The following is a 16914-nucleotide window of genomic DNA, read 5'->3' as shown; positions in this document are numbered from 1 at the left end:
CGGCGGTTCTGTCGGGAGGAACAGGGCCGCTCTCGCATAGAGGTCCGACCTGCTTCTCATTCTGCGGTTATAGGCGGCGATATAGGCTTCGATAAAATCGGCAGATTGGACATTTGCTACAGTCCGAAAACGCTATTGCACCATTGCACCACTCGCATAGCACTGGGACGTGACAACCGCACGTCCGCACGTCTCCTGCAGTTTGGAAAAAAGATCGTCGATAGGCGGCGCATGTATGGCGCGAACGAGGGTGAGGTCGAACAGTTCAAGCACCTTATCGGAAGCGTGCCCGGAGCGGCGGCTGCGCCGCGGAAATTCTCTATCGTGGCCCTCCATAGGGCGCTCCACAGCGCTGCTGGGCCGATTTTCGGGTTTTGATGAACGAGAAGGGCCATCTCTCAGATAAGGCAACGACAAGTATCGGGTGTCTTGCTGTGCAAAATTTCTTGAGAGGCCGACGGGCCGGGTCTAGGTAAGGTTTTCCATAGTGTTCATTTCCAGACTGTCGGGATGCCCATCTCGTCGATCGCCGCCGCCCTGCCTGATTGCCTGCGCTCGGTCGAGCGCCCCGGCGACTTCTGCGTCGGTGGCCTGCGGGAAATCTTCATGCCGACGATCGACGTGGAGAGCGTGGGCAGGATCGCCTTCCCGCTTCCGGAGGCGCAGGCCGAACGGCTGGTCGCCGTAGCCGATGCGGCACCCCATGGACGCGGCGAGGAGACGGTGCTCGATCGCGACGTGCGCAGAACCTGGCAGATCGACCCGCGCAGGATCCAGATCGGCGGGCGTAGTTGGGAGACGACGCTGGCCGAGCTCGTAACCGACGCTGCCCGCGGCCTTGGCGTCGAAGAGCCGGTCGAGGCGGAGTTCTACAAGCTTCTCGTCTATGACGCCGGCAGCTTCTTCCTTAATCACCGGGACACCGAAAAGACGCCCGGCATGTTCGCGACCCTGGTGATCGTACTTCCCTCTGCTCATCGTGGCGGCGAGCTGGTCGTGCGGCACCTGGGTCGAGAGGTGATGTTCGATCTGCACCCCGAAGATCCGTCGGAAATCGGATACGCCGCCTTCTATGCAGACTGCTTGCATGAAGTGCGCCCGGTCATCATCAGACATCGCCTGATCCTCGTCTATAATTTGCGCTTCCTCGGCAAGAGACGCACACTGCGGGCCCCCGACTATCGCGCGGTCGAGGCGCACGTCGCGGACCTGCTGCGCGGCTGGGCCGGCTCGGAGGACGAGCCCGACAAGTTGATCGTGCCGCTCGAGCATGCCTACACGCCGGCGGAGCTGTCGTTCGACACCCTCAAGGGGGCCGATGCGGGCGTGGCGTCGGTGTTGATCGAGGCGGCAGCGGCGGCGGAGTGCGATCTCCATCTTGTCCTGGTATCGATCGAGGAGAGCGGCAGCGCCGTGCACACCGGCAATTATCGCCGCAGGCGCTGGGATCGAGACGACGAGGGCGATGAAGAATTCGAAGTCGCGGAGGTTTTCGACAGCTCGCTGACCCTGTCGGCGTGGCGGCGTCCGGACGGCGGCGAGGTCGGGTTTCACGACTTTCCATTCAATGAGGAGGAGCTCTGTCCGCCCGATGCGTTCGAAGATCTGAGGCCCGACGAGCAGCATTTCCACGAGGCGACGGGCAACGAGGGCGCCTCTTTCGACCGTACCTATCGCCGCGCCGGTCTGGTGCTGTGGCCGCGCGCGCGGCGGCTCGCGGTGCTTAACCAGGCCGGCCTCGGGGCGACGCTGCCGTATCTCGAAGACCTGGCGAAGCGCTGGGAGACGAGCGACACCGCCGCCAAGCGACAGTTGTGGGGGGAGGGCGATGAGCTTTCGGGACACATGCTGCGCTCCTGGTCCCGTGAGACATGGCGCAGGGAGGACGATACCGATGCCGGTCGGATGCTCGACTTGCAGGTTCGGCTGAGCAATGCCGCGCGCATCGACGAATTTGTCGCGGAGTTGTCGGCCAACGGCCACTACGCCGCGTCCGATAACGACGCCCTCGTGCGCGCCGCCGCGCTCCTTCCACGACCGCGGGCCACGGACTTGCTGGTCGAGATCGTCAGACGCAATGCCGCGGCCCACCTCGGCGCCTGCGCCGATTTGCTGATGCGTTGCGTAGCGGCGCCGACCGAGTCCGCTGGCGACGCCGCGAAGATCGGCGCAGCTTTGATCGACGTCTTGCCGGGTGACCCGGCCAAGCGTGCCAAGCTCGACCCCTGGACGCGACCTGCGTCCGTACTGCCTGGCTTCGTCGTCGATCTCCTGACGGCGACGAGCAAGATCGACGCCGGGCTTGCAGCGCGCGCGATCGAGCACCTGCTGGCCTGGCCCCGGACCTACACGCCGGACGCGGTGCTCGTCCCGGCGGCACTGGCCTTCGCCAAGCGGGCGGAGAGCAGGGCATGGCCGGCCATCGGCCGGCTGCGTGAGGCGGCTCTCGACCATCTGCGCGGTCGCATCGCGCTGCCGCTGGAGGCCCCGCGGGACTGGTCGCGAACCAATCCGCTCAAATGCACATGCGACGACTGTCGCGCACTCGGCGCATTTCTGATTGACCCTCATCAACAGCAATGGCGCCTGAGGGCGGCCCAGAACCGGCGGACCCACGTCGAGGAGAGCGTCCGAAACGCCGTGTGCGACCTTGACCTCGCCACCGAAAGGCGCGGCAGCCCGCACACGTTGATCGCGACCAAGAACCAGGCCAGTTACGAGCGACGCGCCAAACAGCGCCGGCAGGATCTGGAACATGTATCGGCGCTTGGTGGATGAAGGACGATCTCGAGCACCTGGCGGCGGGAGAGTCCGAAGGACAGCCGCAAGGGTGAAGGGCCGCTCCGGATCAGTGTTCAGGGGAAGGTTTCAGACCGGTCCGAACTGCTGCGGGCGCGGCGGTGAGCGCGGATCAACAGTCCGCATCCGCGTCTTGAATCTGTTGGCCAGAATCGCTATTTTGTCTAACAAGGAGATCCTTGATGCCGTCCCATGAAACTCAGCCGCCACCGATTCAGGCAAGTCTGCGGCGGCGGACGGTCATTGATACGGCGCGGCAGCTCGGGCTGCTTGAAGGCGAGAATGGCCGGATCGGCGGTCGGATTCGACGCGACCTCATAGCGGCTGCCAAGGAAAAGTCCGGCATTACCACCGATACAGAACTACTGGAATACGCCTTGGCGAAGGTCGCGCTTGAGGACGACTTTGGGGTGAAGGTGGTCCGCCGGAAGGGCCGGGTCGCGAAAGAAATCGACCTTGAGTTTTGATCTGTCCCGTGCGCTGCGGCGGATCAAGCCGCAACGCAGCACAGATACTATCCAACGCCGCTCGGCCGCCGATCTGCCTATTCTTCGGAAGCCGATTTCAGCTGGCCTTGAGCTGTTGCTCGATAGCTGCGTCTATATCGACGTACTCCAAGGGCGTTCTCCCGTAAGCGTGGACGAACTGCTTGAGACCCGGATCGTCAATCACTCCACCGTTTGCCTGGCTGAGCTGACGCACCTGTTCGGCCGCCTCGATCCGTCGCACCCGGCCACGAAGACCGTGTTACGCGAAATCCGGCGTACCCTCGAAGACATACCAGGCCACCGGCTCTTTTCCCCATCGGAGACCGCCATGGGCGAGGCCGGAATGCTGGCCGGCTTGGTGACGTGTCTGTCAGGCGCTGCCCGCGGCGAGAGCCTGCTGAACGATGCGAGCTTATATCTCCAGGCGCTGGAACGCGGCTGGATTGTTCTCACACGCAATGTGCGCGACTTCGACTATTTCGATCAGCTTCTGCCAGCGGGTCGTGTTCTTTTCTATGAGCAGGGGTAGCCGGCTTGGGCCCATTGGGTGGCGATATGTGTCGCCGACCGACAAGTACCCGAGAATTTGCGGTTTCATGGCAAGCCGCGGAACCGGGCAGTACAATACGGGAAGATTTCCAATTCTGGCCCAGGAAAAAGACAATGAAATCAGTGCCGTGAACACGTCCTCCGTCCTCCGGGCCACCAAAGTCCATGAATCAACCACTTATGGTCAGTTTCGCTTTGAAGTGGGGCCAATTCAGATTCGCTATGTCCCACGACTCAGGTGCATTCACCTTGAGCAGGCGGTCACCCGGACTAAGCCTTGGGTGGGGCCTCCACGCCGGACATTGCGAGAACCGCAGGAGGAAGCCGAGCGCCTTCGATCTTGACCGCAGCCACGTCAGCATTGAGCTGATGCAGCTCGTCCTCCGTAAAGGTGATGGCAGCGGCCGCAATGTTCTCGTCGAGGTGGGCGGCCTTCGTTGTACCGGGGATCGGCACGATGAACGGCTTCTGTGCCAGCAGCCAGGCCAGCGCCAGCTGGGCGGGTTTGACCTCCTTGCGTTGCGCCCACGTCCGCACGACATCGACGAGCGCCATGTTGGCCGCCAAGGCATCCTCAGCCATGCGGGGAACCCAGGCGCGAAAGTCTCGCTCGGGGTCGTCGCCAAAGCGGGTTTCTGCCGTAATCGTGCCGGTCAGGAAACCATAGCCCAGCGGAGCCCAGCTCACGAAGCCGATACCCAGTTCCTCGCACAGAGGCAGCACGTCGGCCTCGGGACCACGCCAGACCATCGAATATTCGTTCTGGATGGCGGCGAGCGGCAGAATCGCGTGTGCGCGTCGGATGGTCTCAAGTCCCGGCTCCGAGAGCCCGAAATGCAAAACCTTGCCCTCGGCGACGAGATCCTTGACCGCGCCGGCGACGTCTTCGATCGGCACAAGCGGGTCGACGCGGTGCTGGTAAAGCACGTCGATGCGGTCGGTGCGCAGGCGGCGCAAGCTGCCTTCGACGGCGCGCTTGATGTGCTCGGGCCGGCTGTTCCGGCCCTCTCCGATCTTGCCGGTCTCAAGATCAACGTTGAACCCGAACTTACTCTCCAGAACGACGGTCTCGCGCAGCCCCTGCAGCGCATCGCCAACGATCTCCTCCGAAATGAAGGGTCCATACACTTCCGCCGTATCGATGAGGGTGACGCCTTGGTCTACCGCGCGCCTGATAAGCGCAACGGCGGCGGAGCGATCTATGCGGCTGCCGAAATAATCCTGGGCGGTGCGCTCGTCAGGGCCAGGTTTCCACTGGCATCCGAGCCCCACGGGAAACACTTCGAGGGCGCCCAGCTTGCGGCGCTGGCTCGCGGGTTGCGGGCTGGCCGTTTGCGCCGCCGCTTCGCCAAGCGAAGACAGCAGCCAGGGCGCAACGCCGAGACAAGCTGCCGACGCCAGAAATTGCCGGCGCTGCGGGTTGTCAATGTTCGAGGGAGACTGGTTGTTTGAGGGAGACTGGTTGACTCGGTGAGATTTCGTCATGTCACGATCCTTGGCTCGCCATGAGGCCGGCGCGGATGTTCGGTCGCCGGCCTCAAAGGGTGGTTTGCTGAAAATAGGCACGGCCGGCGCCGCGGACAGGGTCGATTCTTGCTCACTTCGTGGATCGCCGGGTTCAGGCGAAGCTGTCGCCCGAAGCCCTATCGGTGCCGGATGGACTGAGCCCGCGCCTGCCTGCCTATGTCCGATGGCGGCACGCCGTACTGCCGCCGGAACAGTTGACGAAAATGATGCAGGTTCGAGAACCCCGCAGCCGCAGCCGCCTGCGGCACGGTTGCCTGGGTCGACCGCAGAGCGTGAAACGCTCGATCCAGCCGACTTGCAGTTACAAAGCGATGCGGCGGCATGCCGAAGGTGTTGGCAAAACTGCGCGCGAAGTGAAACGGGCTGAGTGCGGCCGCCTCGGCAAGATCTCCCAAGGTCAGCGGTTTGTCGGCGGTGTCCAGCACCAGTTCCACCACACGCTGACGCCGCCGCGCGTCAAGCGTTCGCCGGATAAGATCGCGTCCACCGAAGTGCCGCCGCAGCACCTGGGCATAGGCGGCGCGAACCAGTGTCTCGGCCTCCATGTCCGACATCGGTATCCACCCGCGCAGGGCGGCGCGCAGTCTGGTCTGCACCGCCTGGATGATCGGGTCCTGCCAGCCATGCACGTCATCGAGATCGGCGTGGCCTTCGACACGCATGTCCCGCGCCATCTCGCGGCGCAGCCCGGTCGCCCCGGTGATTTCCAGAACGTCGGAGGGAGAGTCCGTCTCCAACCAGGCGATCGGCGTGTCGCCGCCAAGCCCGATTGTCATAGGCGGCACGGGCCGTGGCCTTGCAGTGCCATCGGCTACGCGCACAACGGCAGCCGCCTGGCCGGTGAAAGCCATGCCGATCGACCCGGGCGCCGACGTCGACTCGATCTCGCCGTCGCGCCATGCCGGCAAAAGGCAATGCGCCAAACGGAAGGTCTTGCTTTCCCGGCGGATGATCTCGGGTTGCGCGCGGCTGGTCATCCTTCGGCTTTTCCCGCTGATGTGGTGGGCGAAAACGGCCGCCTGAGCGGCTTCGCGGCTAAAGTACGCCGCTGATTTGCGGCATTTTTCCGTCCGCGGCCGATCGCCCTCGCGATGTCGACTGCCATCGGTTTTCCGTTGGCCTCGCGCATGTAGTCGTCAGTCATCTCATCGAGGACAGTGATGGCCGAATTGCGAGGCAGGCCTCGCAATCCCATGGATCGTTCTGGCACCTCTGACGTTATGTTGTCGCCGAGGCGGGTGATTTTCATCACGGAAGGAGCAAGGCGATGAAAAAAATGCTTCTCGCAGGGATCGTTGCCTTGTCGGCGTCGACGTCGCTGGCGCAGACGAGCACTGCCCCCGAGCCCGCGCCTCCAGCGGCTGCAACGCCTGCTGCCCAGCAGGCAGGCGGGCCTGCAAATCTCTGCCAGGAGCTCCTCGCCTTCATGAAGGCGCCTGCCGAAGCGGCCAGCCCGACCGCGGCTGCCCCGGCTCAGCAGTCTGGCACATCTTCCACCAGCGCAGCCGCGCCCGCCAAGCCCGAGACCGGGACGGGCTCGGCGCAGAAAATTACCGGGCAGGCTGGGGTTGCCAGCGATGCTCCACAACCGAGCAAAGAGAAGGTGGCCAGCGGATCGGCGACGAACGCGCCCCAGAAGGAAAGCAGGGCCGCGCCGGTGCCTCCCTCCGATACGTCGAGCACTCCCAAGGATTCCGTGATCAATGCCGCGAAAGCGGAGGAACTGGCCGCCGCCAACGACATTGCACAATGCCAGAAGACCGCGCGGGAAATGCGAGTGGCCGGCGTCGCCATGCCGCCGCCGTTGCTTGCACTGGCCGCACTCGACCTGCAGTATCAGCAAAAGTCCGGTGCGGCCCCTCAGGGATCTGGCAATCCATCTGTGACGGGGCGGGATCCAGCGCCGCAGACTCCAGCGCCGCAGACGCCACCGCCACAGACGCCACCGCCACAATGAGTGCATGACTGCGGAACTTTGAGCAGGTGAAAGGGAGAAGGCGGGATGGGTATGATCTTGACCGGAATTGTCGTTTCGATCGCGATTGCGATCGGGGCCGGCTATTTTCTTCTGAGCGCGCAGCAGCAACAGCCAGCATGGCAGGTCTACAGCAGCGAGAGCACTCGCGTCGGCGATCCGGGGCACAATCTGGTCGGTCAAAACTGGACGGGCGAACCGGGCGACAACTCTACCGCAGCCGCGGAGGGCGAGGAGACGCCTTCGTAGTATGAGATATTGGGGGCTAGCCCGGATATAGGCCTGCGCTAGCTGGCGTGGATTTCGAGGCACGCTCGCGCAATGAAGCCTACCAGCACGCCAAGAAAATGCCCGGACCAATGGCCCGGGCATTTCGATTGTGCGCAGAAGCTATTATTCGGCCGCTTCGGCCGCCGAGCGCGGCGGTATCGCACCTTTGGCCTCCTGTCTTTCGACCCAAAGACTATGATGCTCCTTCGCCCAGTTGATATCGACCGTGCCCGAGCCCATTGCTTCATAGGCGCCTTCCATGCCGAGCGTGCCGATATAGATGTGAGCGATAATAACAGCGATCAGGATTATGCCGACAGTCGCATGAACATACTGGGCCGTCTGCATGCCGTTTATGTCGGTGAATGCGAACGGGAACAGCATGAATATGCCGGATACCGAAAGCGCAATTCCACCGAGCACGACGGCCCAGAAGATGAGCTTCTGACCGGTGTTGAAACGTCCGGCCGGCGGATGCGTCCTGTTGGATTTGTCGAAAAAGCCGCCGCCGACCTTGAGCCAATGCGCGTCATGGCGATCGGGAAGGTTGTCCCAGGCCCATGTCACCAGCATGACCAATATGCCGAGCATGAACGCCCAGGAGACGAAGTCGTGGGCATATTTCGCCCAGATCGACCAGGTTGAAAATGCATCGGCCCCGATCAGCGGCATCAACAGACGCTTGCCGAAGATAAAGTTCAAGCCGGTGATGGCCAGGATGATGAACGCCGTGGCAGTCATCCAGTGGGTCAGCCGCTCCAGAGCACCGAAGCGCAAAATCCTTACGCTCGATTCGGGCGCCAGTGTACGGATGCGGCCCCTGTAGACATAGAACAGCGCCAGCAGCAGCAAAATTCCTGTTATCGCGATGCCGCCGATCCACGGCAGCCAGCCCTCGTGGAAGCCGCGGTAATCGCGGCCTTGCGGTTGCTCGAGCAAGCCGGCGGCGGTATTGGGCAGGGTGACGCGCCCCTCGATCTTCCGCAGCTCATCAAGAAGCTGCTGTTCGTTCACCGCCTGAGCGGTCGGGTTGCTCCCGGATGGGGCTTGCGCGTACACGGGCGCCGCGACCAGCAGCGTGAGCGTCATGAACGCCGCGATAGCCTGCGGAATCAGTCGACCAAGCCTGTTGTCCGGCATTTCTCCGTCCTCCCTGCTAGCTCCGTTGCGCGCGAGACGAGCCCAACTGCCTCCTACACGTCGATTGTTTCCCGATAGGCCGTCTGCCAGCCCCAGGCTCCCGAACCATAGCCACGCTGCGTCACACGCTCCTTGTAGATCGCCGCGATGATCTCCCCGTCGCCGGCCAGGAGCGACTTGGTTGAACACATTTCGGCGCAAAGCGGCAGCTTGCCTTCAGCCAGCCGGTTGGCTCCGTACTTGGCATATTCAATTTCGGTGGAATCACCTTCCGGGCCCGCGGCGCAGAAGGTGCATTTGTCCATCTTGCCGCGCGAACCGAAGTTGCCGACACGCGGATATTGCGGGGCGCCGAACGGGCAGGCGTAGAAGCAATAGCCGCACCCGATGCACAGGTCCTTGGAGTGGAGCACCACCGCGTCGGCCGTGGTGTAGAAGCAGTCGACCGGACAGACCGCCGCGCAAGGCGCGTCGGTGCAATGCATGCACGCCATCGAGACGGAGCGTTCGCCGGGCTTGCCGTCATTGATGGTGACGACGCGGCGCCGGTTGATGCCCCATGGCACGTCGTGCTCGTTCTTGCAGGCGGTGACGCAGGCATTGCACTCGATGCAACGATCAGCGTCGCAAAGGAATTTCATCCTGGCCATTTCTGTTCCTCCCGTTCACGCCGCAACGATTTGGCAGAGCGTGCACTTCGGCTCCTGCATGCCCGTCACCGGGTCGTAGCCGTAGGTGGTGATGCTGTTGACGCTCTCTCCCAGAACATATGGATCGGTGCCCTGCGGATAGTGGGCCCTGAGATCCTTGCCCTGGAACCAGCCGCCGAAGTGGAAGGGCATGAACGCGACGCCGCGGCCGACGCGCTCCGTGACCAGCGCCTTCACCCGCGCCTTCGCGTTGTTCTCCGCACCATTGACCCAAACCCAGGTCCCATCGCCGATGCCGCGTTCGGACGCGTCGGCCGGGTTGATCTCGACGAACATCTCCTGCTGCAACTCGGCCAGCCATCTGTTCGACCGCGTTTCCTCGCCGCCACCCTCATATTCGACGAGCCGGCCGCTGGTCAGGATCAGCGGGAACGTCTCGGCGATGCCCTTTTCCACCGCCGCCTGCTGCACGCTGAAGCCTATGTTCGGCAACCGGAACTGCGTGGCGTCGGGATAGGTCGGATATTTTGCGACCAGATCCACCCTCGGCGAATAGATCGGCTCGCGATGGGTGGGTACCGGGTCGGGCAGGTTCCACGCTACTGCGCGCGCTTTGCCGTTGCCGTAGGGATGGCAGCCATGGCTGAGCACGACGCGCTGGATCCCGCCTGACAGATCCGTCGACCACGAGACCTTGTTGATGTCGTCGCCGATCTTTTCGATCACGGCGCGTTCTTGCGCCGTCAGATCCTTGTCCCAGCCGAGTTTCTTGAGCACGGCCATGGTGAACTCCGGATAGCCGTCGGTGAGTTCCGAGCCTTGCGTGTAGGAGCCTTCCGCCAATAGGGTCTGGCCGTTTCGTTCGACGCCGAAGCGGGCGCGGAACGGGCTGCCGCCGTCCATGACATGCAGGCCGGTGCTGTAAAGATTGGCCGTACCCGGGTGGCGGATCTCAGGCTTGCCCCAACATGGCCACGGCAGGCCGTAATAGTCGCCGCCGACCTCGGGATCATCCTTCGGAGCCCGCATCGTCACCAGGTCGAACTTGTGCTGGTTCTTCATATGCGCCTTGAGCCGCTCTGGCGACTGACCGCAATAGCCCGTCGACCAGCTGCCGCGGTTCATCTCGCGCAGCACGTCCTCCGGCACCGGACGGTCGCCCTCGACGGCTATCTTCTTGAACATCTTGTCGGCAAGCCCGAGCTTCTTCGACAACAGATAGATGACCTGGTAGTCGTCCTTCTGCTCGAAGCTCGGCTTCACGATCTGCTCACCCCACTGGATGGCCCGATTTGAGGCGACGCGCGAGCCTGACGTCTCGAATTGCGTGCAGACCGGCAACAGATAAGTGTTGTCCTTTCGCCCCGCCTCCACCGCCAGCGATGCCCAGGTGGTGGGATGGGGATCGGCGACGACAAGCAGCTCCAGGCCTGTCAGGCCTTTCATCGAATCCGGGATACGGGTGATACTGTTGCTGGCGTGGCCCTGAATGAACATGGCGCGCATGCTGTCGCGCTGCGCTATCTTGTCCTTGGGCAGCGAGACGGAATCGAACCACCTTGTCAGCGGTATGCCCGGGGTTTCCATGGCATCCTTCGAGTCGAACTGGCTCAGCAGGTCCTCGTAGGGGATCTCCCAAACGCGCGACCAGTGCTTCCAGGCGCTTTCCGTCAGCCCGTAATAGAAGGGCAGGGTGACCACATCGAGCCCGATATCCGTCGCGCCCTGGACGTTGTCATGGCCGCGGAAGATGTTCGCGCCCGTCCCCGGCTTGCCAACATTGCCGGTGGCGAGACACAGTATGCAACTTGCGCGTGTATTGGCCGTGCCAACTGTGTGGTGTGTCTGGCCCATGCACCAGATCATCGTCGACGGCTTCTGCGTGGCGAATAGCTCGGCGACACGCTTCACCTGATCGCCAGGCACGCCGGTGATCTGTTCAACCTCCTCCGGCGTGTATTTCGCGACTTCCTTGCGGACCTCATCCATCCCGTAGACGCGCTGGGCGATGAATTCCTTGTCCTCCCAGCCGTTCTCGAAGATGTGCCATAGCATGCCCCACAACAGCGCTATGTCAGTGCCGGACCGGAACCGGACGTACTCGGTCGCATGGGCGGCGGTGCGCGTGAAACGGGGATCGATGACGATCAGATTGGCCTGGTTGAGTTCCTTGCCTTCCAGCAGATGCTGCATCGCTATCGGATGCGCCTCAGCCGGGTTGCCGCCCATGATGATCATGGTCTTCGAATTGCGGATATCGTTGAAGGAGTTCGTCATCGCGCCGTAGCCCCAGGTGTTGGCTACGCCGGCGACGGTCGTCGAATGACAGATGCGGGCCTGGTGGTCCTGATTGTTTGTTCCCCACAGCGCCGCGAGCTTGCGGAAGAGATAGGTTCCTTCGTTGGAAAACTTGGCCGACCCCATCCAGTAGACGGATTCCGGGCCGGACTTTTCACGGATCTCGAGCAGTTTGTCGCCAATCCCATTGATTGCGTCGTCCCAGGAGACACGCTCCCACTGCCCTGCGGTGAGCTTCATCGGGTATTTCAGCCGGCGGTCGCTGTGCACGAGTTCGCGCACGCTTGCGCCCTTGGCGCAATGGGAGCCGCGGTTGATCGGGCTGTCCCACGAAGGCTCCTGACCGGTCCAAACTCCGTTCTGGACTTCGGCGGTAACGGTGCAGCCGACCGCGCAATGCGTGCAGACGCTTTTCTTCAGTTCGATGGGCACGCCCGGCTGCGGCGGACTGATAGCCGCCGCCTTCTGAACGGTGCCGAGCTGGAACGACCCGAGTGCAGCCATTCCGCCGGCCGCGAGACCGGAACGGCGAAGGAAGGTTCGCCGGTCGATGGGAGCGGAGGCGACCGTGCCCATCAGTGTGTGCAATCTTGTGCGGCTCGCCTGACCGCTCTTGCGCTTGGTCAGCATGGCGCCCTCATTTCTTCAACGTCTCATAACCGTTCACACGGTAAAATGCCTTGACGTGCTCGGTCTCGCGGTAGCGAGCCCTCGTCTCCTCCTCACCAGGATCGTAAGCTTGCGCTTCTCCTGGGGTGAGCGTCACGGCGGCGGCGGCCACGGCGGTGGTGGATGCGCCGCCGAAGGCGCGAAGGAAATTGCGGCGGTTCATTGCCGTCTGTTGCTTTTCCTGCATCTGCCTTCCTCCCTATGCGTCGACGCGATCAGGTCACGAGCTTGGTCGCGCCTCCATGGCAAAGCCTTCGGCTTCGATGTCGATGAAAATCCGCCCCAATGCGCCGACCGCCCGGTAAAACCTGGCCGAGGCCGCGTTTTCCAGATCGGCCAAGAAACGGCTCGCCCACGGCGCGATGTGACGTTCAAAGAAGTCCCGCTCCTCGCCGGCGGGAACCACGAAATGGGTGGCGGCAAAGCCACTCATGATCTCGAACAGCGTGCCGAGATGATCTTCCGGGTCAAAATGACCGTCCGCGCGTTCAAGGCCGAGGCGCCTCATGTCCCCGCGCAGGCGGGCAAGCGGCCGTTCGTTGAGGAAGCCGGTCAGGTAGTAGGAGGCGTAGGGAACGAGTTCGCCGCGCCCGACCCCGATGAAGAGCTCGAAATACTCGCGACTGACGGCAACCGGAGAGGCCGAAGAAGCGGCCTGGCCGAGTGCGGCATGAGCCTTGCCGAGCGGGGTCTCGGCGTCGCCTCGCAACCCGGAAAGTCGCGCCATGAGGTTGGCATCCGGAGCGGCCAGGAGAAGCGTGGCGAGCAGCGCGTACTCATCCGCGCGTGCGCTGTTCACGTCGTTGACGTCAGCATCATCTACGCCGGAAACCAGAGCGTCAGCTCCGCACGACGTGCCGATTGCCTCCTCCAGGCGCAAGTCTGGGTTCATCTACTGACCTCGACCGTGCCCCTCAGCGAGTGGGTAAAGTGAATACTAGTGCCCCGCCCGGCAATTGCAACAGCGACTGTGCCAAAATGGCAACAAATCCAGATCAGCGCGGCATGGCGCCGCCATGGCGTCGCTGGCGATCGATCGGCGATGATTCCGCGGCGCCGGCGCCTTCGTCGCGGTCGATGGCGGTCCCGGCGCCGTCGGCCGAAGGAGATTCGGGGTTTGCCGGTTCGATCGAACTGTCAAGCGTGACAGAATCCGACCCATCGGCTGAGGCGTTCACGCCCTCGTCCGCGAAAACGGCGCTGGTCGCTGGCGCCTTCTCCGGCGCCTGCGAAGCCATGGCGGCGGGTGCCGGATCGGTCGGGTTGCCGCCGTTCGACAGGAAATCCACGACAGCTTCGCTGGATGCTTTCAAGGGGCCGAATCCCGCCATGGATCCAGGGCTGTTGAAGTCCCAGGCATATTCGGAAGGCCCGATATGATCACGAATTGCCGGATCGAGCGACCACATCTTGCGCAATGCGGCGCGCTTCAACATTTTGGGCACGCCTTTGCGCAGGAAGGCTGAGAGATCGCTTTGAGCGGTCAGATCCTCGAGGCGCGGGAGGGGCTCGGCGGGCTCGGCGGCCTCCGGCTCGACAATTGCTGGTGCAAGCTGCTCACCAGTATCGGCTGGCGCCGCAACTTCGTCAGGCGAAAGCTGATCGTTCTGCGGCCCCGCAGTCGAACTGTAACGCGCCGCCTGTTTCAGGCGCGACCAGCGGGCGAAGACATTGTCGCGTCCCGCGCTCATTCGGCATCATCCGTCGTTCCGGAACGAGGACCGCGCCTCGCCAGGGCATCAGGGTCCGCCCGATCGCGCTTGCGCTTGATGAAAGGACGCTCGACGTGATGCGTCTCGACAAAGGCGGCCAGCCATTGCTGAAGCTCGATCGGCATCGGCACGGCCTCGATGATGTCGGGGCCAGCCTCGGTCAGCGACTCGCCCTCGAAAGGGTCAGCGGTCACCAGGTGCAGCACAACTCCGGGTGGAGCATCGCTCGACCGGAGGGCGATCCACAGGCTAGGCCGCCCCGAACGGAGGTTGTCCCGGTACATGCCCGTGTCGCACCCGAAGAGCTCAAGCTTGAAAGTTCCGGCATAGAAGCGCGTCACGCCGTCTGATTCGTGCAGCACCGACCATGGCGCCGCGCTCGGCGCGCCCGCCAGCACGGCCACGGGAACCCAGACATGGTCGATCCACGGGTTGTCCAGAGCCCGTCGCTCGACGATCACCCCGACTTCCGCCGTCTCCCGCACCATGGCACCAATCCTCCTAGTTCACCGTCCCTGGGGCGCGAAACGGCAGGCCTGCGATGAGGTTCTGCGGCTTCATGCGGATCGTTCGGTCAGGGGTCATGGCCATTATGAGCCAGACGGGCCTGGCGCCCACCTGCGGCAGTACTTCGCCTGTGTCGGAGAAGGTGAGCCGGAACAGTGCAATCAAGCGCTGTGCAGCCTCCGGGTCAAGTTCATCGCCGGCCCAGAGCGTGTTGCCGATGCGGGTCGCTTCGGCGTCGAGGCCGACGAACCAGGCCCAGTCCTCGTCCTCGATCCGCTCCACCGGCTCGATCTCCACGTCCACCGCAAGTAGATGGCGAACCCAAATCTCCATTGCTGTGGCAAGGCCGCGCCGGGTCCGACTGCGCGCGCTGCCCAGCTTGAGCACCATATCGAAAGCGTCGCTCCTGGCGAAGTAACGCTCGGCATTGTTCTCGTCGAGTATCTCCAGTTCGGTGACGGCTGGGCCACCAAGCATGTTCAGGAGTGGCGAGGCATGGCGGTTCTGTTCATGCAGCTCTATGGTTTCGGCATCGGCGAGAAGCACGGCGCCCTCGTTAGACGTCACCCGTTGCGGCCGATAGAACAGCTCCGCGGCTCGCACGACGCAGGCGTCGTGCTGACCATCCAGCGCATTGCGCAGGACGACCTGCGCAAGCTGGTTCATGAACAGCGGCGGGATAGTTTCGGCCGAGCCGCGCGCCAGCGCGAGATATGCGGCCTCGAGTGAGGGAGCGGCCAACACATGGTCGCGAAAGGCGATCATGAACTCCCAGTTCTCGCGCGCATCCGGGTCCTCCAGGGCGGCGATCTCCTGCTTCGCGACCGGCCGGCGCGGATGATGCATCAAAAGCTCGTGATGCAGGCGCAGCTCCGCCGGGCAGGCCGTTTCGGGAGGGAGAAGCTCTGGCCGCGCAAAATATGCCTTCAGAAAGGAGTCGGTCACCAGCAGGCGCCCGGCCTCATCCCTGTCGAGAAGGTGATGACCTGAGGAAACCCAGAAATCCTTCACTTCTGCCTCCCGGCCAATGCAAGGAGATCGAACTTTTCCGTCGACGCGTCCTCGCCCTCGATTTCGACAAAGCGGAATGCCGTTGCCGGCTCCAGCCGGCTCGCCTTGCGATGCAGGGTGCGGAAACACTCCCGGGTGCCGGCCTGTTCGCTGGTGCGGTTGACCGCAATCAGCGTGTTTGGCGGGTGGTCGCACAGCGATTGCGCGAATTCTATCTCCTCTTCGGCGGCGGCGCGCGCCGTTTCGGTGTCCGGCGCACCGCATCGCACCACAAGCTGCTCGGCCAGCCGATCGACGGCCGCCGCGCGATCATGCACGGTCGCGTCCGTGACCACGACGAGGGTGGACCAGCCGAAGCTATCAATGCCGAGGAACCCGGCGCGGAACGCCTGCCGTTGCTTGCCGGAAAGCCTGGCCACATCGGCGCCGAAGAACAGGAAGGTGCCGGTCACCGCCCATTCGCCCGGTTCTGCAGCGCGCGAATAGACAAACGTATCCGATGGATCGAGGCGGATCGTTCGCGGCAGCTTCAAAGCCATGGCGTGCCCGTCATCGGATCGAGCCACGAGGGCCTGGCAAGCGCCTCGGGCAGGCTTCTTCGCTCGCGAAGCCCGTGAGAGGCCGTGTCGGAAATCAGCAGATCGCCGTTGCCGGCAAGCTCTGCATGCTCATCGCCCTTTCGTGGCAGCCGGTCGAGCCAGCGGCTGGCGATCGAACCGAAGCCGGTATCGCTCCATTCGTGGAATGCGGCCATCAGATGGCGGGAGAAGCTCGCAACGATCTCACCGGCATCGAGCGCCACGAAGCCGAGTTCGTCAAGCGCGCCAAGCAGCGGCCGCAGACCGGGCTCGCCGGCGCGGATGACAGCGGTGCGGATCATGCCGGAGAAGACGATCCAGTCGGGGATTTTGTTCTCCCGTGCCCCTTCCGGCCAGCCCAGGCGGGCGCCGCCGACGAGAACCCCGTCGACGCGAACAGTGTCGGGCCAGTCGAAGGTGATGGGCCGCGACGGCGGAGCATGGACCGCAAGCGCATCGGCAAGTGCGTTCATGCCGGCATAGATCGCGCGACGCGCATCCTCCAGCGGCTCTTCAGGCTCGAGCACCACTGCGAATTCGGCCAGATCGTAGCGGCGCACCCAGGCAAGCGTGCCTGCCCCTTCGTCTGCCGCAATCGCGCAGGCGTGCGCAAAGGCGTCACCGGCCTCTCTCAGCGGCACGAGGCTGTAAGGCGGTGGCAGTTGGATGTCGCTGACAGAGGGCCGCATAGGCCGATCCATATTTTGATGACGGCGACTGTAATGTCTTTATAATACTTCC

At 63.4% G+C, this 16914-nt stretch carries 17 protein-coding genes; 5 read left to right on the top strand and 12 right to left on the bottom strand.

Features of this window, described 5'->3' with window-relative positions; translation table 11 throughout:
• Positions 1–510: 510 nt before the first annotated feature.
• The 3 genes from AC0L2R_RS20345 to AC0L2R_RS20335 all read left to right on the top strand — a co-directional run bounded on the left by AC0L2R_RS20345 (position 511) and on the right by AC0L2R_RS20335 (position 3816).
• Entirely contained in the window at positions 511–2778 is a 2268-nt protein-coding gene (locus tag AC0L2R_RS20345; protein ID WP_473511111.1) for a 2OG-Fe(II) oxygenase, read from the top strand.
• Positions 2779–2981: 203 nt separating this feature from the next.
• Positions 2982–3266: a hypothetical protein gene (locus tag AC0L2R_RS20340; RefSeq protein ID WP_091597632.1), complete on the top strand. Its 285-nt coding sequence runs from the start codon at positions 2982–2984 to the stop codon at positions 3264–3266.
• Complete coding sequence (locus AC0L2R_RS20335) at positions 3256–3816, top strand: type II toxin-antitoxin system VapC family toxin (protein ID WP_473511110.1); 561 nt, start codon at positions 3256–3258, stop codon at positions 3814–3816. The genes AC0L2R_RS20340 and AC0L2R_RS20335 overlap by 11 nt, the downstream gene beginning before the upstream one ends.
• A 290-nt stretch (positions 3817–4106) precedes the next feature.
• On the opposite strand, the gene AC0L2R_RS20330 is transcribed toward AC0L2R_RS20335, so the two are convergent.
• Both AC0L2R_RS20330 and AC0L2R_RS20325 read right to left on the bottom strand, forming a co-directional pair.
• Positions 4107–5321: an aldo/keto reductase gene (locus AC0L2R_RS20330; RefSeq protein WP_473511108.1), complete on the bottom strand. Its 1215-nt coding sequence runs from the start codon at positions 5319–5321 to the stop codon at positions 4107–4109.
• A 158-nt stretch (positions 5322–5479) separates the two neighbouring features.
• Entirely contained in the window at positions 5480–6340 is an 861-nt protein-coding gene (locus tag AC0L2R_RS20325) for a helix-turn-helix domain-containing protein (RefSeq protein WP_473511106.1), read from the bottom strand.
• Between the two features lie 290 nt (positions 6341–6630).
• Here AC0L2R_RS20325 and AC0L2R_RS20320 point away from each other — a divergent pair, with 290 nt between their 5' ends.
• Positions 6631–7320, top strand: a complete 690-nt coding sequence (locus AC0L2R_RS20320; RefSeq protein ID WP_473511104.1) for a hypothetical protein — start codon at positions 6631–6633, stop codon at positions 7318–7320.
• A 51-nt stretch (positions 7321–7371) separates the two neighbouring features.
• Entirely contained in the window at positions 7372–7587 is a 216-nt protein-coding gene (locus AC0L2R_RS20315; RefSeq protein WP_287171293.1) for a hypothetical protein, read from the top strand.
• Between the two features lie 144 nt (positions 7588–7731).
• Here AC0L2R_RS20315 and AC0L2R_RS20310 read toward each other — a convergent pair whose 3' ends face one another.
• From AC0L2R_RS20310 to AC0L2R_RS20265, 10 genes are all read right to left on the bottom strand, one after another.
• Entirely contained in the window at positions 7732–8748 is a 1017-nt protein-coding gene (locus tag AC0L2R_RS20310) for a formate dehydrogenase subunit gamma (protein WP_473511102.1), read from the bottom strand.
• 53 nt (positions 8749–8801) lie between these two features.
• The gene (gene fdh3B, locus AC0L2R_RS20305; RefSeq protein WP_027151217.1) at positions 8802–9398 is read right to left on the bottom strand and encodes a formate dehydrogenase FDH3 subunit beta; all 597 of its coding nucleotides are present in this window, start codon (positions 9396–9398) and stop codon (positions 8802–8804) included.
• 15 nt (positions 9399–9413) lie between these two features.
• On the bottom strand, positions 9414–12326 hold the full coding sequence (locus AC0L2R_RS20300) for a formate dehydrogenase subunit alpha (protein ID WP_473511100.1): 2913 nt from the start codon (positions 12324–12326) through the stop codon (positions 9414–9416).
• 7 nt (positions 12327–12333) lie between these two features.
• Positions 12334–12552: a formate dehydrogenase gene (locus AC0L2R_RS20295; RefSeq protein WP_029350210.1), complete on the bottom strand. Its 219-nt coding sequence runs from the start codon at positions 12550–12552 to the stop codon at positions 12334–12336.
• Positions 12553–12585: 33 nt separating this feature from the next.
• Complete coding sequence (locus AC0L2R_RS20290) at positions 12586–13257, bottom strand: TorD/DmsD family molecular chaperone (protein ID WP_473511098.1); 672 nt, start codon at positions 13255–13257, stop codon at positions 12586–12588.
• A 103-nt stretch (positions 13258–13360) separates the two neighbouring features.
• Entirely contained in the window at positions 13361–14056 is a 696-nt protein-coding gene (locus tag AC0L2R_RS20285) for a DUF3306 domain-containing protein (protein ID WP_473511096.1), read from the bottom strand.
• Complete coding sequence (locus AC0L2R_RS20280) at positions 14053–14565, bottom strand: DUF3305 domain-containing protein (protein ID WP_023797599.1); 513 nt, start codon at positions 14563–14565, stop codon at positions 14053–14055. The genes AC0L2R_RS20285 and AC0L2R_RS20280 overlap by 4 nt, the downstream gene beginning before the upstream one ends.
• A gap of 13 nt (positions 14566–14578) precedes the next feature.
• Positions 14579–15595 (bottom strand): DUF6352 family protein, encoded by a 1017-nt coding sequence (locus tag AC0L2R_RS20275; protein WP_473511095.1) that lies wholly within the window; start codon positions 15593–15595, stop codon positions 14579–14581.
• Positions 15592–16134 (bottom strand): DUF6505 family protein, encoded by a 543-nt coding sequence (locus AC0L2R_RS20270; RefSeq protein ID WP_473511093.1) that lies wholly within the window; start codon positions 16132–16134, stop codon positions 15592–15594. The genes AC0L2R_RS20275 and AC0L2R_RS20270 overlap by 4 nt, the downstream gene beginning before the upstream one ends.
• Positions 16125–16862 carry a biotin/lipoate--protein ligase family protein gene (locus AC0L2R_RS20265; protein WP_473511091.1) on the bottom strand — a complete coding sequence of 246 codons (738 nt, stop codon included), beginning with the start codon at positions 16860–16862 and terminating at the stop codon, positions 16125–16127. The genes AC0L2R_RS20270 and AC0L2R_RS20265 overlap by 10 nt, the downstream gene beginning before the upstream one ends.
• Between the last annotated feature and the right edge of the window lie 52 nt (positions 16863–16914).

It is taken from the genome of Mesorhizobium sp. WSM4820, assembly GCF_055811075.1.
This window is presented reverse-complemented; position numbering and strand designations above follow the sequence as displayed.

What these genes read in the sequence shown, in the direction of transcription:
- AC0L2R_RS20290 (WP_473511098.1), bottom strand. Translation starts at nt 13,257, where the DNA reads ATGAACCCAGACTTGCGCCTGGAGGAGGCAATCGGCACGTCGTGCGGA.
- AC0L2R_RS20280 (WP_023797599.1), bottom strand. Translation starts at nt 14,565, where the DNA reads ATGGTGCGGGAGACGGCGGAAGTCGGGGTGATCGTCGAGCGACGGGCT.
- fdh3B (WP_027151217.1), bottom strand. Translation starts at nt 9,398, where the DNA reads ATGGCCAGGATGAAATTCCTTTGCGACGCTGATCGTTGCATCGAGTGC.
- AC0L2R_RS20300 (WP_473511100.1), bottom strand. Translation starts at nt 12,326, where the DNA reads ATGCTGACCAAGCGCAAGAGCGGTCAGGCGAGCCGCACAAGATTGCAC.
- AC0L2R_RS20340 (WP_091597632.1), top strand. Translation starts at nt 2,982, where the DNA reads ATGCCGTCCCATGAAACTCAGCCGCCACCGATTCAGGCAAGTCTGCGG.
- AC0L2R_RS20295 (WP_029350210.1), bottom strand. Translation starts at nt 12,552, where the DNA reads ATGCAGGAAAAGCAACAGACGGCAATGAACCGCCGCAATTTCCTTCGC.
- AC0L2R_RS20330 (WP_473511108.1), bottom strand. Translation starts at nt 5,321, where the DNA reads ATGACGAAATCTCACCGAGTCAACCAGTCTCCCTCAAACAACCAGTCT.
- AC0L2R_RS20310 (WP_473511102.1), bottom strand. Translation starts at nt 8,748, where the DNA reads ATGCCGGACAACAGGCTTGGTCGACTGATTCCGCAGGCTATCGCGGCG.
- AC0L2R_RS20265 (WP_473511091.1), bottom strand. Translation starts at nt 16,862, where the DNA reads ATGCGGCCCTCTGTCAGCGACATCCAACTGCCACCGCCTTACAGCCTC.
- AC0L2R_RS20315 (WP_287171293.1), top strand. Translation starts at nt 7,372, where the DNA reads ATGATCTTGACCGGAATTGTCGTTTCGATCGCGATTGCGATCGGGGCC.
- AC0L2R_RS20285 (WP_473511096.1), bottom strand. Translation starts at nt 14,056, where the DNA reads ATGAGCGCGGGACGCGACAATGTCTTCGCCCGCTGGTCGCGCCTGAAA.
- AC0L2R_RS20345 (WP_473511111.1), top strand. Translation starts at nt 511, where the DNA reads ATGCCCATCTCGTCGATCGCCGCCGCCCTGCCTGATTGCCTGCGCTCG.
- AC0L2R_RS20320 (WP_473511104.1), top strand. Translation starts at nt 6,631, where the DNA reads ATGAAAAAAATGCTTCTCGCAGGGATCGTTGCCTTGTCGGCGTCGACG.
- AC0L2R_RS20325 (WP_473511106.1), bottom strand. Translation starts at nt 6,340, where the DNA reads ATGACCAGCCGCGCGCAACCCGAGATCATCCGCCGGGAAAGCAAGACC.
- AC0L2R_RS20270 (WP_473511093.1), bottom strand. Translation starts at nt 16,134, where the DNA reads ATGGCTTTGAAGCTGCCGCGAACGATCCGCCTCGATCCATCGGATACG.